The sequence below is a fragment of the Streptomyces uncialis genome, assembly GCF_001905345.1.
GTDB classification, from domain to species: domain Bacteria; phylum Actinomycetota; class Actinomycetes; order Streptomycetales; family Streptomycetaceae; genus Streptomyces; species Streptomyces uncialis.
Window position 1 is genome coordinate 635,899 of the sequence record NZ_LFBV01000004.1, and the last position, 15,177, is coordinate 651,075.

General features: G+C 70.5%; 12 protein-coding genes. 3 read left to right on the forward strand and 9 right to left on the reverse strand.

Features of this window, described 5'->3' with window-relative positions; translation table 11 throughout:
• The first annotated feature begins 50 nt into the window (after positions 1 to 50).
• From AB852_RS19920 to AB852_RS19930, 3 genes are all read left to right on the forward strand, one after another.
• The gene (locus AB852_RS19920) at positions 51 to 1,367 is read left to right on the forward strand and encodes an MFS transporter (protein ID WP_073790221.1); all 1,317 of its coding nucleotides are present in this window, start codon (positions 51 to 53) and stop codon (positions 1,365 to 1,367) included.
• 207 nt (positions 1,368 to 1,574) lie between these two features.
• Entirely contained in the window at positions 1,575 to 3,062 is a 1,488-nt protein-coding gene (locus AB852_RS19925; RefSeq protein WP_073790223.1) for a DNA-3-methyladenine glycosylase 2 family protein, read from the forward strand.
• Between the two features lie 48 nt (positions 3,063 to 3,110).
• Entirely contained in the window at positions 3,111 to 3,593 is a 483-nt protein-coding gene (locus AB852_RS19930) for a methylated-DNA--[protein]-cysteine S-methyltransferase (protein ID WP_073790225.1), read from the forward strand.
• 36 nt (positions 3,594 to 3,629) lie between these two features.
• Here AB852_RS19930 and AB852_RS19935 read toward each other — a convergent pair whose 3' ends face one another.
• The 9 genes from AB852_RS19935 to AB852_RS19975 form a co-directional block, all read right to left on the reverse strand.
• Positions 3,630 to 5,342, reverse strand: a complete 1,713-nt coding sequence (locus tag AB852_RS19935) for a BCCT family transporter (protein ID WP_073790227.1) — start codon at positions 5,340 to 5,342, stop codon at positions 3,630 to 3,632.
• A 653-nt stretch (positions 5,343 to 5,995) separates the two neighbouring features.
• Positions 5,996 to 6,778, reverse strand: coding sequence for a CDP-diacylglycerol--serine O-phosphatidyltransferase (pssA, locus tag AB852_RS19940; protein WP_073790229.1), 783 nt, complete (start codon positions 6,776 to 6,778; stop codon positions 5,996 to 5,998).
• Between the two features lie 76 nt (positions 6,779 to 6,854).
• Positions 6,855 to 7,502 carry a phosphatidylserine decarboxylase gene (locus tag AB852_RS19945; RefSeq protein WP_073790231.1) on the reverse strand — a complete coding sequence of 216 codons (648 nt, stop codon included), beginning with the start codon at positions 7,500 to 7,502 and terminating at the stop codon, positions 6,855 to 6,857.
• Positions 7,503 to 7,682: 180 nt separating this feature from the next.
• Positions 7,683 to 8,888, reverse strand: a complete 1,206-nt coding sequence (locus AB852_RS19950) for an acyl-CoA dehydrogenase family protein (RefSeq protein ID WP_073790234.1) — start codon at positions 8,886 to 8,888, stop codon at positions 7,683 to 7,685.
• A 4-nt stretch (positions 8,889 to 8,892) separates the two neighbouring features.
• Entirely contained in the window at positions 8,893 to 9,420 is a 528-nt protein-coding gene (locus AB852_RS19955) for a MaoC family dehydratase (RefSeq protein WP_073790236.1), read from the reverse strand.
• A 5-nt stretch (positions 9,421 to 9,425) separates the two neighbouring features.
• Positions 9,426 to 10,391 (reverse strand): HpcH/HpaI aldolase/citrate lyase family protein, encoded by a 966-nt coding sequence (locus tag AB852_RS19960; protein ID WP_073790239.1) that lies wholly within the window; start codon positions 10,389 to 10,391, stop codon positions 9,426 to 9,428.
• Positions 10,388 to 12,415 carry a protein meaA gene (locus tag AB852_RS19965; RefSeq protein WP_073790241.1) on the reverse strand — a complete coding sequence of 676 codons (2,028 nt, stop codon included), beginning with the start codon at positions 12,413 to 12,415 and terminating at the stop codon, positions 10,388 to 10,390. The genes AB852_RS19960 and AB852_RS19965 overlap by 4 nt, the downstream gene beginning before the upstream one ends.
• 26 nt (positions 12,416 to 12,441) lie before the next feature.
• Positions 12,442 to 13,779, reverse strand: coding sequence for a crotonyl-CoA carboxylase/reductase (ccrA, locus tag AB852_RS19970; protein ID WP_073790244.1), 1,338 nt, complete (start codon positions 13,777 to 13,779; stop codon positions 12,442 to 12,444).
• Between the two features lie 527 nt (positions 13,780 to 14,306).
• Positions 14,307 to 15,113: a TetR family transcriptional regulator gene (locus AB852_RS19975; RefSeq protein WP_073790246.1), complete on the reverse strand. Its 807-nt coding sequence runs from the start codon at positions 15,111 to 15,113 to the stop codon at positions 14,307 to 14,309.
• Positions 15,114 to 15,177: the final 64 nt, after the last annotated feature.

Here is a 15,177-nt window from a genome sequence, read left to right on the forward strand (position 1 = left end):
CCCGTCCGGGGCGCACACCGCCCTCCCCGCGCACCACGAGGAGCGAGCGCATGGTGTCCCGTACCGCACCACCCGACACGAAGGGCCACGAGGAACACCCCGCGCAGCGGCGGGTCCTCCGGGTTCTCGTCGTCACCCAGATCCTGAGCGGCGCGGCCCTCGCGGCCGGAATCACCGTCGGCGCCCTGCTCGCCGAGGAGATGCTCGGTTCCACCGGCCTCGCCGGGGTACCGAGCGCGCTGTTCACCATAGGCGCGGCAGTGGGGGCCGCGGGGATCGGCCGGGCCTGTCAGCGCTGGGGCAGACGGCCCGGCCTCACCCTCGGCTACGGGGGAGGGGCCTTCGGCAGCCTTCTCGTGGTCGCCGCCACCATGTACGACAGCGTCCCGCTGCTGTTCCTCGGGCTGCTCGTGTACGGCGCCGGGACCGCGTCCGTGATGCTCGCCCGCTATGCCGGGGCCGACCTCGCCAGTCCCGGACGACGGGGCCGCGCGGTGAGCACCGTCCTGTTCGCGACCGCCGCCGGAGCGGTCGCCGGACCCGGACTCGTCGGGGTCATGGGCGACCTCGCCCACTCCTGGGACATCCCCCGGCTCGCCGGTCCGTTCCTGCTGGCCTTCGCCGCGTTCGCGTCGGCCTCCCTGTTCGTGGGCACGTTCCTGCGCCCCGACCCGCTGCTTCTGGCCCGTGACATGCCCGGCCCCGCGAAACCGGACACGGCCCCCGGCGACGACGGTCCCGCTCCCGCGGCCGGTGGCCTCAAGGGGGTGCCGAGGGAGGATCTGCGGCGGATGGCGGCCGGTGCCGCCGTGATGGTGCTCAGCCAGGTGGTCATGATCGCGATCATGACCATGACGCCCATCCATATGACCGACCACGGCCATGGCACCGGCACCGCCGGGATCGTCATCGGACTGCACATGGCCGCCATGTACCTCTCCTCGCCGCTCTCCGGGCACCTCGTCGACCGCGTCGGCCGCACCCCGACCGCCGGACTCGGTGCGGCCGTCCTCACCGTCGCCGCCCTCACCGCGTACTTCGCGCCGCCCGGTTCCGGCGCCGCCCTGGCCCTGGCCCTCGTCCTGCTCGGCATCGGCTGGAACCTCGGGTTCGTCAGCGGGACGACGATGGTCGCCGACGCCGCGCCCCCCGACCGCCGCGCCGCCTACCAGGGGCTCATGGACGTCGGTGTACTGATCGCCGGAGCGGGCGGCAGCCTCGCCTCCGGGGTGCTCGTCGCGTCCGGCGGCTTCCGCCTGCTCACGGGTATCGGCGCGGCGCTCGCCCTCGTCTCCGCCGTCGCCCTCGCCGCCCGCCACGCCCGGTCGCGCACCGCCGCCCCGGCGACCGAGGACCACACCGTCTGACACGATCACCGCCCCGGACCGCCGGAACCCGTGCGCCCAGGGAACCCGTACGCCCGGGGAACCCATGAGCCCGGAAGTACCCGGAAGAGCCCCGCCCGCTCCCAGATGCCCCGCCCCCGGCACCCGCCCCCGCACCACGACCTCGATGTCGGATTCTCGCCAGCCGGACGGCCCCGCGTCCCCGATGCTGGAGTCATGCGAAGCGCGATGCACTCCGACACCGAGCGGTGCGTGAGAGCCGTCCAGTCCAAGGACGGCCGGTTCGACGGATGGTTCTACACCGCGGTGCTCACCACCCGGATCTACTGCCGTCCGAGCTGCCCGGTGGTGCCGCCCAAGCCGCGGAACATGGTCTTCTACCCCAGCGCCGCGGCCTGCCAGCAGGCCGGGTTCCGGGCCTGCAAACGCTGCCGCCCCGACACCAGCCCCGGTTCCCCCGAATGGAACCAGCGCGCCGACCTCGTGGCACGGGCCATGCGGCTCATCGCGGACGGACTCGTGGACCGCGCCGGGGTACCCGGACTCGCCGACCACCTCGGGTACAGCACCCGCCAGGTCGAACGGCAGCTCCTCGCCGAGCTCGGCGCCGGACCGCTCGCCCTCGCCCGCGCCCAGCGGGCCCAGACCGCGCGGCTCCTGATCGAGACGACCGCGCTGCCGATGGCGGAGATCGCCTTCGCCGCGGGCTTCGCGTCGATCCGCACCTTCAACGACACCGTCCGCGAGGTGTTCGCGCTGTCCCCGAGCGAGCTGCGGACCAAGGCGGCGTCCCGGGGCCCGCACCCCGGACGGACCGCGCCCGCCGCCCCCGGCACCCTCTGTCTGCGGCTGCCGTTCCGCGCCCCGCTCACCCCCGACAACCTCTTCGGCCATCTGGTCGCCACGGCGGTGCCCGGCGTCGAGGAGTGGCACGACGGCGCGTACCGCCGCACCCTGCGGCTGCCCTACGGGCACGGCATCGTCGCCCTCACCCCCGAGCCCGACCACATCGGCTGCCGGCTGACCCTCACCGATCTGCGCGATCTCACCGTCGCGATCAGCCGCTGCCGCCGGATGCTGGACCTGGACGCCGACCCCGTCGCGGTCGACGAACAGCTGCGCGGTGACCCGCTGCTCGCCCCGCTGGTGGACAAGGCCCCCGGCCGCCGGGTGCCGCGGACCGTCGACGAGGCCGAGTTCGCCGTACGGGCCGTGCTCGGACAGCAGGTGTCGACCGCCGCCGCCCGCACCCACGCGGCCCGGCTGGCCGCCGCCCACGGTGAATCCGTCGAGGACCCCGAAGGCGGCCTCACCCGGCTGTTCCCCAGCCCGCAGGCCCTCGCCTCACTGGACCCCGGGAGCCTCGCGATGCCCCGCAGCCGCCGCACCACCCTCACCACCCTCGTGGCGCGGCTCGCGGACGGCTCCCTGCGGCTCGGCGCCGAGTCCGACTGGAACGAGGCACGGGCCCGGCTCCGCGCCCTGCCCGGCTTCGGACCATGGACCGTGGAGGTCGTCGCCATGCGGGCGCTGGGCGACCCGGACGCCTTCCTGCCCACCGACCTCGGGGTGCGCCGCGCCGCCCAGGGCCTCGGACTGCCGTCCACCCCCGCCGCCCTCACCGCCCGCGCCGCGGCCTGGCGGCCCTGGCGCGCCTACGCCGTCCAGTACCTCTGGGCGACCGACGACCACCCGATCAACATCCTCCCGGGGTAGATTCCCCGGCCGTGCGTCCGACCGTCCCGCCCCACCCGGAGCGCCACCATGAAGCAGCACACCCTCATCGACAGCCCGTACGGCCCGCTCACCCTCGTCGCCACCGACGGCACCCTCTGCGGCGTCTATATGACCGACCAGCGCCACCGGCCGCCCGAGGAGTCGTTCGGGGACCGCGACCCCGGCCCCTTCACCGAGACGGCACGCCAGCTCGACGCGTACTTCGCGGGGGAGCTCACCGACTTCGACCTGCCGTTCTCCCTCGACGGCACCCCCTTCCAGCGGTCCGTCTGGGCGCAGCTCCTGCGCATCCCGTTCGGTGAGACCCGGACGTACGGCGAGCTGGCCGAGGCGCTCGGCAATCCCGCCGCGTCCCGTGCGGTGGGGCTCGCCAACGGCAAGAACCCGATCAGTGTGATCGTGCCGTGCCACCGGGTGATCGGTGCGAACGGCAACCTCACCGGATACGGCGGCGGGCTGCCCCGCAAGCAGCGGCTGCTCGACTTCGAACGGGGCAGCGCCCTGTTCTAGGCCGCCGCGCCACGACCCGGGGGCGCGGCGGGTGGCTCACTCGTCCCGCTCGGGGTTGTCCTGGCCGCGGGACCGGGCGATCCGGCGCAGCCGCTGGTGCCGTCCGGGGCCCGTCTCGGAGATCACCTCACCGACCATCGCCCGTACGGCGTCCCGGACGCCGTGCAGCGCCTGGCCCCGCGCGGGACCCGCGCCGGGGTCGGACCGTAGTTCCTTCAGCAGCGCCCAGCACAGCAGCAGCATCACCACGACGAACGGCAGCGCGACGAGGATCGTCGCCGTCTGGAGCGACTGGAGCCCTCCGGCGACCAGCAGCACCGCCGCGACCGCCGCCATCAGCACACCCCAGACGACCACCAGCCAGGTCCGGGGGTTCAGGGCGCCCCTGCTGGTCAGGGACCCCATCACCAGCGACGCGGAGTCCGCGCTGGTGATGAAGTAGGTCATCACCAGCAGCATGGCCACCCAGGAGGTGACCGTGCCGAGCGGCAGCGCGTCCAGCATCGCGAACAGCGAGGCCTCCTCGCCCTCCTTGAGCTTCGCCGCCATGTCGACCTTGCCGGTCGAGTCCAGCCGGATGCCGGCGCCGCCCATCACACAGAACCAGACGGCGGTGGCCCCGCTCGGTACGAGCAGCACCCCGATCAGGAACTCGCGGATGCTCCGGCCCCGGGAGATCCGTGCGATGAACGTTCCCACGAACGGCGCCCAGGACAGCCACCATGCCCAGTAGAAGATCGTCCAGGCCCCCAGCCAGGCGCTGTCCGTGAAGGCGCCGGTCCGGGACGCCATGGTGACAAGCTGGCTGACATAGCCGCCGACGCTCGCCGGGATCGCGTCCAGGATGTACACGGTCGGCCCGAGCACGAACACGAACAGCATCAGACAGGCCGCGAGCACGATGTTCAGGGTGCTCAGCCATTTCACGCCCTTGTGCAGCCCGGTGAACGCGGAGACCACGAAGGCGGCGGACAGCACCACGACGATCAGCAGTTGCACCGTCGTCGAGTCGTCCACCCCCGCGGTGAGATTGAGGCCCTTCGCGACCTGGAGGGTGCCCACGCCGAGGCTCGTCGCGGTGCCGAACACGGTCGCGAACACCGCCAGCAGATCGATCAGCCGCCCGGGCCAGCCGTTCGCCCGGCGTTCCCCGAGCAGTGGGACGAACACCGAACTGAGACGGTTGCCGCGGCCCTTGCGGAAGCCCGCGTAGGCGAGCGCGAGGCCGGCGATCCCGTAGATCGCCCACGGGGTCAGGGTCCAGTGGAAGAACGAGTACTCCAGCGCGGTCCCGGCCGCCGCGGGGGTGCGCGGCTCGACGCCGCTGGCGGGGGGCGGGGCCAGATAGTGGGTGAGGGGTTCACCGACGCCGTAGAACATCAGGCCGATGCCCATGCCCGCGCTGAACATCATCGCGATCCACGCGAGGTTGGTGAACTCGGGTTCGCTGTCGTCCTTGCCGAGCTTGACCCGGCCGTAGCGGGAGAAGGCGAGCAGGACGCACAGGACGAGGAAGGCGTCCGCCGCGATCACGAACAGCCAGGCGAAGTTGTCCAGCACCCAGGCCAGGGCGCTGCTGGACGCGCTGTCGAAGGACTTCTTGCCGATGGCCGCCCAGGCGACGACGGCGAGGACGACCGTGACGCCGACACCCACGACCACCGCGTCGGGGGAGGTGTCCCGTCCGGTGGGTCCCTGGGGTTCCTCCGGCCCCTCGGGGCCTGACTCCTCAATCGATTCTGCGCTCATCGGGGTCACTATGGTGGGGATCGTGCCGTCTTGTACGCATGGCACGCCGTCACCGTCGTTCACGCCGAGGTTCTCCCCGGTACCCGTACCCGTACACGTCCCGGCGCGGGCCGCCCGTGGCTGCGCAGTTCCTCGCGCCCCTTAGGGGGCGCCTTCCGCCGGTTCTTCGGGTCGGGACCGGTCGGGATTCTCCGTCCTCGATCCGACAGTCCGGCGAGTGCGCGAGGAGGGTGGTTCCGCAGACGACGGGCAACCCCAGGAGGCTGAAGCGCCCCAAAGGGGCGCGGGGAACTGCGCAAAAGACGAGGCCGGACCCGCAGCCGAACAGGAACCGTAAGGGGCGCGAGGAACTGCGCGAGCAACCACAGGCAACCCGCACCCGAACAGGAACCGCGAGGAGCGCGACCAAGGGGCGCGGGGAACTGCGCACCCACGAACGACCCGCACAGGAACAAGTGCGCCCAGGTATGGAACCCAAGACCCGCAGGCAACCGCACGACCCGGCCGAAGCATTCCGCACGGCGAAACGCAGGCACAGGCTCACCGCCGGGGCCGGGGCCGGGGCCGGGGCCGGGCCGAGGGCCGGACATGACCGTGGGCCCCGGCCGACCCGCGGCTGGGACCCACGTCGAGCTGTACCGCCACCCGCCCGGTCAGGGCATATGCGCGGCGCGCGCTTCCCGCCGGTTGTCACGGAAGTTGTTCACCCGGCGGGCCGTCGCGAAGAGGGGGATCACCGCGCCCAGCACCACCTGGAGCGCACAACCGGTCTGGAGGAGCAGCTGCCCCCCGGGCGCGTCGAACGCCCAGGCCGCCAGCAGCCCCATGCTGAGGACGATCCACGACAGCATGGCCACCGCGAGCCGTCCCTGCGGCTTGGGGTACTCGACCCGGCTCACCATCAGCCACGCGGTCCCCACGATCGCGAGCAGCGTCGCGAAGAAGGGCAGCCCGAGCAGCACGATGGAGACGACGGTGAGCGCCCCGAAGGGGCTCGGCATGCCCTGGAAGACCCCGTCCCGGAGGGTCACGCACGAGAACCGGGCCAGCCGTAGCACCACCGCCAGCAGCACCACGATCGCCCCCACCGCCGCGACCTGCTCGTTCGCGTCATGGGCGACCATGCCGTAGACGAGCACGAAGTACGCGGGCGCGAGGCCGAAGCTGATGAGGTCGGAGAGGTTGTCGAGCTCCGCCCCCATCGGCGACGACCGCAGCTTGCGGGCGACGAGGCCGTCGAAGAGGTCGAAGACGGCCGCGCAGAGCATCAGGATCACGGCCGTGGCGGCGGAATGCCGGGCCATCCCGGACTCGTCGCTGCCCATGAGGTGCGGGATGAGGATGCCCGTGGTGGTGAAGTACACCGCCATGAATCCGCATGTGGCGTTACCCAGCGTGAGGGTGTCCGCTATCGACAACCTCAGGGACAGCGGCATTTCCTCCGCGTCGTCGTCCGCACCGTCGGCGCCCTCTGCTTCGGGCGCCCAACCGGTCTGCGGTGAGGTTTCGGGCTCAATCACGGTCAATGCGAGTCACCCCAGCTGTGGTCTTCTGTCCGACCTCGACGGCGACGTCCACGCCTTCCGGGAGGTAGATGTCGACACGCGAGCCGAAGCGGATCAGTCCGATCCGGTCGCCCTGCTCGACCTTCGTGCCCTGCGGCACGTAAGGGACGATACGGCGGGCGACCGCTCCGGCGATCTGCACCATCTCGATGTCGCCCAGCTCCGTGTCGAAGTGCCAGACGACGCGCTCGTTGTTCTCGCTCTCCTTGTTGAACGCCGGAACGAACCCGCCGGGGATGTGCTCGACGGAGGTCACCGTGCCGGCCAGCGGGGCGCGGTTGACGTGGACGTTCAGCGGGCTCATGAAGATCGCGACCCGGGTCCGTCCGTCCTGCCACGGCATGATGCTCTGCACCACACCGTCGGCGGGGGAGATGACCCGGCCCTGCGCGATCTCACGCTCGGGGTCGCGGAAGAACCACAGCATGCCCACCGCGAGCGCGGTGGCGGGTACGGCGACGACCGCCGCCTTCGAGGAACGGCGCGACCGGGCCAGGCTGAGGGCGGCGGTGGCGACGGTCGGCAGGAGCCACGGCGACGCTCCGCGGGCGAGGCGGACCCGGCCGCGAGGTGCAGAGGTTTGGCTGTCGGGCATGGATGACCTTCGTAGCGGATGATGCCGCGCTTGACGGGGGACGGCGGCTGTCCGGCGATCGTATCGGTTACCGGCCGCAACTGGGCAAGCCAGGAAGCCGAGTCGAGGTCGGAACAGGGTGGACAGGGTGTGACGTTCTTCTCGAAGAAACCACCCTTATCGGGGCAACCGACCCGGAGGTCAGCCCTGAAGCCGATACTCTTCGAGCAGTCTGCGCCCGATGATCATCTTCTGGATCTCCGCGGTTCCTTCGCCGATCAGCAGCATCGGCGCCTCGCGGTAGAGGCGCTCGATCTCGTACTCCTTGGAGAAGCCGTAGCCGCCGTGAATCCGGAAGGCGTCCTCCACGACCTCTTTGCAGTACTCGGAGGCGAGGTACTTCGCCATCCCTGCCTCAAGGTCGTTTCGTTCCCCGGAGTCCTTTTTGCGCGCTGCGTTCACCATCATCGCATGGGCGGCCTCGACCTTGGTAGCCATCTCGGCCAGCTTGAACTGGATGGCCTGGTGCTGGGCGATCTGCTTTCCGAAGGTGTGCCGTTGCTGTGCGTAAGAAACGCCCAGCTCGAACGCACGGTGCGCGACCCCGCAACCACGCGCGGCGACATTCACCCGCCCGACCTCCACCCCGTCCATCATCTGGTAGAAACCGCGACCGGTGGCGCCCCCCAGTACGCGATTGGCCGGAATGCGTAGGCCATCCATGATGAGCTCGGTGGTGTCGACACCCTTGTATCCCATTTTGTCGATCTTTCCCGGGATGGTGAGACCTGGCCGCACCTGGCCGAAGCCGGGTTCCTTCTCGATCAGGAACGTCGTCATCGACTTGTGCGGAGCGGTTCCCTCCGGGTGTCCTTCGTCACTTCGCACGAGCACGGCGACCAGGCTCGACGTCCCGCCGTTGGTGAGCCACATCTTCTGACCGGTCAGCACGTACTCGTCGCCGTCCCGCACCGCCTTCGACGTGATCGCCGAGACATCGGAGCCGAGCGCGGGCTCCGACATCGAGAACGCGCCACGCACCTCACCGGCCGCCATCCGGGGCAGGAAGTACTCCTTCTGCTCCGCCGTGCCGTGCTGCTTCAACATGTACGCGACGATGAAGTGAGTGTTGACGATGCCCGAGACGGACATCCAGCCCCGGGCGATCTCCTCCACGCACAGCGCGTACGTCAGCAGCGACTCGCCCAGCCCCCCGTACTCCTCGGGGATCATCAGCCCGAACAGGCCCAACTCCCGGAGCCCGTCCACGATCGCCTGCGGGTACTCGTCACGGTGCTCCAGCTCCGTGGCGACCGGGATGATCTCCTTGTCGACGAAGTCACGGACGGTGGACAGGATCTCCCGCTGTACCTCGCTGAGGCCGTGGGTCTGCGCGAGTCGGCTCATGGCGTCACTTCTCCTGCGGCTTCTTGGGCGTGTCGAGCGGTACGGGGCGGCCCGGCTGCTCGCCCCCGCGCTCCCTGACATAGCTCTCGGTCGGCACCATCACCTTGCGCCGGAACACGCACACCAGCGTCCCGTCCTGCTTGTGGCCCCGGGTCTCGACCTGCACGACACCCCGGTCGCTCTTCGAGCGCGACGGGGTCTTGCCGAGCACGGTCGACTCGCCGTAGATCGTGTCCCCGTGGAACGTCGGCGCCACATGCCGCAGCGACTCGACCTCCAGATTCGCGAGCGCCTTGCCCGACACATCCGGCACGGACATGCCCAGCAGCAGCGAGTACACGTAGTTCCCGACGACGACGTTCCTCCCGAAGTCGGTCGCCTCCCGCGCGTAGTTGCTGTCCAGATGCAGCGGATGGTGGTTCATGGTGAGCAGACAGAACAGATGGTCGTCGTACTCGGTGACCGTCTTGCCGGGCCAGTGCTTGTACACGGCGCCGATCTCGAACTCCTCGTAGGTGCGGCCGAACTGCATCGCGCTCACACCTCCGGGGCTTCGAAGACGCTGGTGCGCCGCAGCCCCGCGGCCCGGCCCTTGCCCGCCACGACCAGGGCCATCTTCCGGGACGCCTCGTCGATCATCTCGTCACCCAGCATCGCCGAGCCCTTCCGCCCGCCCGCCTCCGACGTGTACCAGGCGTACGCGTCCAGGATCAGCTCGGCGTGGTCGTAGTCCTCCTGCGCGGGTGAGAACACCTCGTTGGCCGCGTCGACCTGACCGGGGTGCAGCACCCACTTGCCGTCGAAGCCGAGCGCGGCGGCCCGGCCGGCCACCTCACGGAAGCCGTCGACATTCCTGATCTGGAGGTACGGGCCGTCGATCGCCTGGAGCCCATGGGTACGGGCGGCCATCAGGATGCGCATCAGGATGTAGTGGTACGCGTCCGCCGGATACCCGGGTGGCTGCTCACCGACGACCAGCGTCCGCATGTTGATGGACGCCATGAAGTCCGCCGGGCCGAAGATGATGGTCTCGGTCCGCGGCGAGGCGGCGGCGATCGCGTCGACGTTCACCAGGCCCTTGGCGTTCTCGATCTGCGCCTCGATACCGATCCGCCCGACCTCGAAGCCCATCGTCTTCTCGATCTGCGTCAGCAGCAGGTCCAGCGCCACGATCTGCTGGGCGTCCTGCACCTTCGGCAGCATCACACAGTCCAGGTTCTGCCCGGCGCCCTCGACCACGGTCACGACATCGCGGTACGTCCACTCGGTCGTCCAGTCGTTGACCCGCACCACCCGGGTCTTGCCGGTCCAGTCGCCCTCGTTGAGGAACTTGACGATGGTGTGCCGGGCCTCCGGCTTCGCCAGCGGCGCGCAGGCGTCCTCCAGGTCCAGGAACACCTGGTCGGCGGGAAGACCCTGGGCCTTCTCCAGGAAACGCGGATTGGAACCCGGCACCGCGAGGCAGGAGCGGCGCGGACGCAGTCGGTTGACGGGGGCGGTCATGCGGGGACCTCCAGAGGGTCGAGCTTGTTCGCTTTGCGGATCTCGTCGACGATACGGCCGATGATCTCCGTGATACCGAAGTCCTTCGGGGTGAACACGGCGGCCACTCCGGCCCGCCGCATTTCCCCGGCGTCGCCGCCCGGGATGATCCCGCCGACGATCACCGGTACATCCGCGGCACCGGCCGCGCGCATCCGTTCCAGCACGTCCGGGACGAGAGCGGTGTGCGACCCCGACAGGATCGACAGCCCCACACAGTGCACGTCCTCCGCCAGCGCCGCGGCCACGATCTGCTCCGGGGTCAGCCGGATGCCCTGGTAGACCACCTCGAACCCGGCGTCCCGCGCCCGGACGGCGATCTGCTCGGCGCCGTTGGAGTGCCCGTCCAGACCCGGCTTGCCGACCAGCAGCCGCAGCCTGCCCGAACCCAGCTCCGCGGCGGTCCGCTCCACCTTCTCCCGGACCAGGGCCATCGGGGTGCCCGCCTCGGCGGTCACGGCCACCGGGGCCGACGACACCCCGGTGGGGGCCCGGAACTCACCGAACACCTCCCGCAGCGCCCCGGCCCACTCACCGGTCGTCACCCCGGCCCGGGCGCACTCCAGGGTCGCCTCCATCAGATTGGCGGTGCCCGCCGCCGCCTCCTTCAGCCGCTCCAGCGCCTTGCACGGACGCGGATGGTTGAACGGCGGCTGATAGCGGGTGTCCCGCCAGGCGCCGAGCGCCGAGACGACCCGGGCCTCCACCGCCGGGTCCACCGACTGGATCGCCGCGCCGAGATCGGCGGTCAGCGGGTTCGGCTCGGTGGTCTCGAAGATGTTGACGCCGATGATCTTCTCGTCACCGGACTCGATCCGGGCCCGCCGCTCGGCGTGCGACGCCACCAGCCGCGACTTCAGATACCCCGACTCGACGGCGGCCATCGCCCCGCCCATCTCCTCGATCCGCGCCATCTCCGCGAGGGAGTCGGTGACCAGCGCGGCCACCTTCTCCTCCACCACGTGCGACCCGGCGAAGATGTCCTCGTACTCCAGCAGATCCGACTCGTGCGCCAGCACCTGCTGGATACGCAGACTCCACTGCTGGTCCCAGGGCCGGGGCAGCCCCAGCGCCTCGTTCCACGCGGGAAGCTGCACGGCCCGCGCGCGGGCGTCCTTCGACAGCGTCACCGCGAGCATCTCCAGCACGATCCGCTGGACGTTGTTCTCGGGCTGCGCCTCGGTCAGCCCCAGCGAGTTGACCTGCACCCCGTAGCGGAACCGGCGCTGCTTGGCGTCCCCGACCCCGTACCGCTCCCGGGTCACCCGGTCCCAGATGCGGCCGAACGCGCGCATCTTGCACATCTCCTCGATGAACCGGACACCCGCGTTCACGAAGAACGAGATCCGCGCGACGACATCGCCGAACCTCTCCTCCGGCACCTGACCGCTCGCGCGCACCGCGTCGAGCACCGCGATCGCCGTGCTCATCGCGTACGCGATCTCCTGGACGGGCGTCGCGCCCGCCTCCTGGAGGTGGTACGAGCAGATGTTGATCGGGTTCCACCGGGGCAGCTGATGGACGGTGTACGCGATCATGTCGGTCGTCAGCCGCAGCGACGGGCCCGGCGGGAAGACATGGGTGCCGCGGGACAGGTACTCCTTGACGATGTCGTTCTGGGTGGTGCCCTGGAGCCGGGTGACATCGGCGCCCTGCTCCTCGGCGACCACCTGGTACAGCGCCAGCAGCCACATCGCGGTGGCGTTGATCGTCATCGAGGTGTTCATCCGCTCCAGCGGGATGTCCTGGAACAGCCGCCGCATGTCGCCGAGGTGGGACACCGGCACACCCACCCGGCCGACCTCACCGCGCGCCAGCACATGGTCGGGGTCGTAGCCGGTCTGGGTCGGCAGGTCGAACGCGACGGACAGGCCCGTCTGGCCCTTGGCGAGGTTGCGGCGGTACAGCTCGTTGGACGCCTCGGCGGTGGAGTGCCCCGCGTAGGTCCGCATGAGCCACGGCCGGTCCTTGTGTCGTTCGGTCATGGTGGAGTTCCGCCCCTCAGGTTCCGTCAGACGTTCCGGAAGCGGTTGATGGCGTCGAGGTGCTCGGCGCGCATCCGCTCGTCCCGCACCCCGAGTCCCTCGGCGGGCGCCAGCGCGAGGACGCCGACCTTGCCCTGGTGGCGGTTGCGGTGCACGTCGTACGCGGCCTGCCCGGTCTCCTCCAGGGAGTACACCCGCGACAGCGTCGGATGGATCTTTCCCTTCGCGACCAGCCGGTTCGCCTCCCACGCCTCGCGGTAGTTGGCGAAGTGCGAGCCGATGATCCGCTTGAGCGACATCCACAGGTAGCGGTTGTCGTACTCGTGCCGGTATCCGGACGTGGACGCGCAGGTCACGATCGTGCCGCCCTTGCGGGTCACGTACACGGACGCGCCGAACGTCTCCCGGCCCGGGTGCTCGAAGACGATGTCCACGTCCTCGCCGCCGGTCAGCTCCCGGATACGTCCGCCGAACCGCTTCCACTCACGCGGGTCCTGCTCGTGCTCGTCCCGCCAGAAGCGGTAGTCCTCGGCGGCGCGGTCGATGATCGCCTCGGCGCCCATCGCCCGGCACAGATCCGCCTTCTCCGGGCTGCTGACGACACAGATCGGGTTGGCGCCCCCGGCGAGCGCGAACTGTGTCGCGTACGAGCCGAGTCCGCCGCTCGCGCCCCAGATCAGGACGTTGTCGCCCTGCTTCATCCCGGCGCCGTTGCCCGACACGAGCTGCCGGTACGCGGTGGAGTTGACGAGCCCGGGGGCCGCCGCCTCCTCCCAGCTCAGATGGTCGGGCTTCGGCATCAGCTGGTTGGACTTGACGAGCGCGATCTCGGCGAGGCCGCCGAAGTTGGTCTCGAAGCCCCAGATGCGCTGCTCCGGGTCCAGCATGGTGTCGTTGTGCCCGTCGGAGCTCTCCAGCTCGACCGACAGACAGTGCGCGACGACCTCGTCCCCGGGCCGCCAGGCGTTGACCCCGGGTCCGGTGCGCAGCACCACGCCCGCGAGGTCCGAGCCGATGACGTGGTAGGGCAGGTCATGGCGCCGGCTGAGGTCGCTGAGCCGTCCGTAGCGCTCCAGGAATCCGAAGGTGGAGAGCGGTTCGAAGATCGAGGTCCACACCGAGTTGTAGTTCACCGAGGAGGCCATGACGGCCACCAGTGCCTCACCCGGCCCGAGCTCGGGCACGGGGACCTCGTCCAGATGGAGCGACCTGCGGGGGTCCTTCTCGCTGGTGGTGAGGCCCGCGAACATCTCCGTCTCGTCCTTGTGGACGGTGATCGCGCGGTACGACTCCGGGATGCGCAGGGCCGCGAAGTCGGCGGCCGTACTGTCCTGCGACTGGATCGCGTCCAGGATTTCCTTCACGGTGTTGCCTCCGGCGAAGCGGTGCCCCCTCGAAGGGGGACAGAAGGGATCGCGTGGGGCCCCTGTGACAGGGGTGCAGCGTATGGATGGTCTGCCGTCGGTCCGGCGGAGGTGCGGGGCGCTGGTGGCGCGGAGGTTGCCTGTGACGCAGGCGTCCGGGCGCGTGGGCGGGTGCTCACGGGGACAGCCGGCCTTACGAAGGTGCTCCGCACGCCGGCCGCCCGGACCATTTCAACGTAATGGCACGCCGTGCCAAGTCGCAAGACACTGCGTGCCAAGACTTTCTCTCATTTGGGTTACGCGTCCCACAAATGAGCGATGATCGATCGTTCGGGCCTCTGACGTGGCCGTTCGGGCGGTTCAGGGGGTGCGTGAAGGGCTCCGCGAGGGGGCGCACAAGGCGAGAGGCGCCCCCTCGGGGACGCCTCGTCACTGCCTTCACTGTCTTTTGAGTACTCCGGGGCCGTTCCCGGAACCGCTTCACGGGTGGCGGCGGACGGTGGCCCGCCGCGTGGGACCGGGACCGGTCAGCGGCCGCGCAGCGCGGACTCGATCGTCCGCATGACCTCGTCCAGGGGCGCGTCCGTCCGGGCGACGGCCACCAGGACCTCGCCCCGCGCGGACTGCGCCGACGAGACCTCCACGGGCCGTCCCGCCCCGATCCCCGTCCCGAACGTCCTGCGGACGATCGCGAAGGCGCGGTCGAGCTGGGTCTCCACGTCCCCCTCGCCGCCGGCCCGCAGCCAGCGCCGCAGCACATGGTTGTGCGCCGTGACCACGGCGGACGCCGCCACCTCCGCGAGCAGCGGGTCGTCGTTGCCGTCGTGGTGGGCCTGCTCGTCGAAGTGGGCGAGCAGATAGCGGGTGAAGAGCCGCTCGTACCGGGCGACGGAGGCGATCTCCCGCTCCCGCAGGGTCGGTACCTCACGGGTGAGCCGGTAGCGCTCCACGGACACGGCGGGGGACGCCGCGTACATCTTCATGACCTCTTTGATGCCCCGGCACACCGTGTCGAGCGGATGCTCGTGCGGCGGGGCGGCGTTGAGGACGGCCTCGGCGCGGATCAGGGTGTCGTCGTGGTCCGGGAAGATCGCCTCTTCCTTGGACCGGAAGTGCCGGAAGAACGTCCGCCGCGCGACCCCGGCCGTCGCGGCGATCTCGTCGACCGTGGTCGCCTCGTACCCCTTGGTCGCGAAGAGCTCCATCGCGGCCGTCGCCAGCTCCCGGCGCATCTTCAGCCGCTGGGCGGCGGCCCGGGTCCCGGCCGCGCTCTCGGGCACTTCGGACACTGCGGTACGGGGCGGACGGCGGCCTGGATCCGCGGACTGGGACATGCCACGAACGTACTCCATCGGACCGGGGGAACGCGCACGTCCCCGCCCCGCGGGACGATCCGCC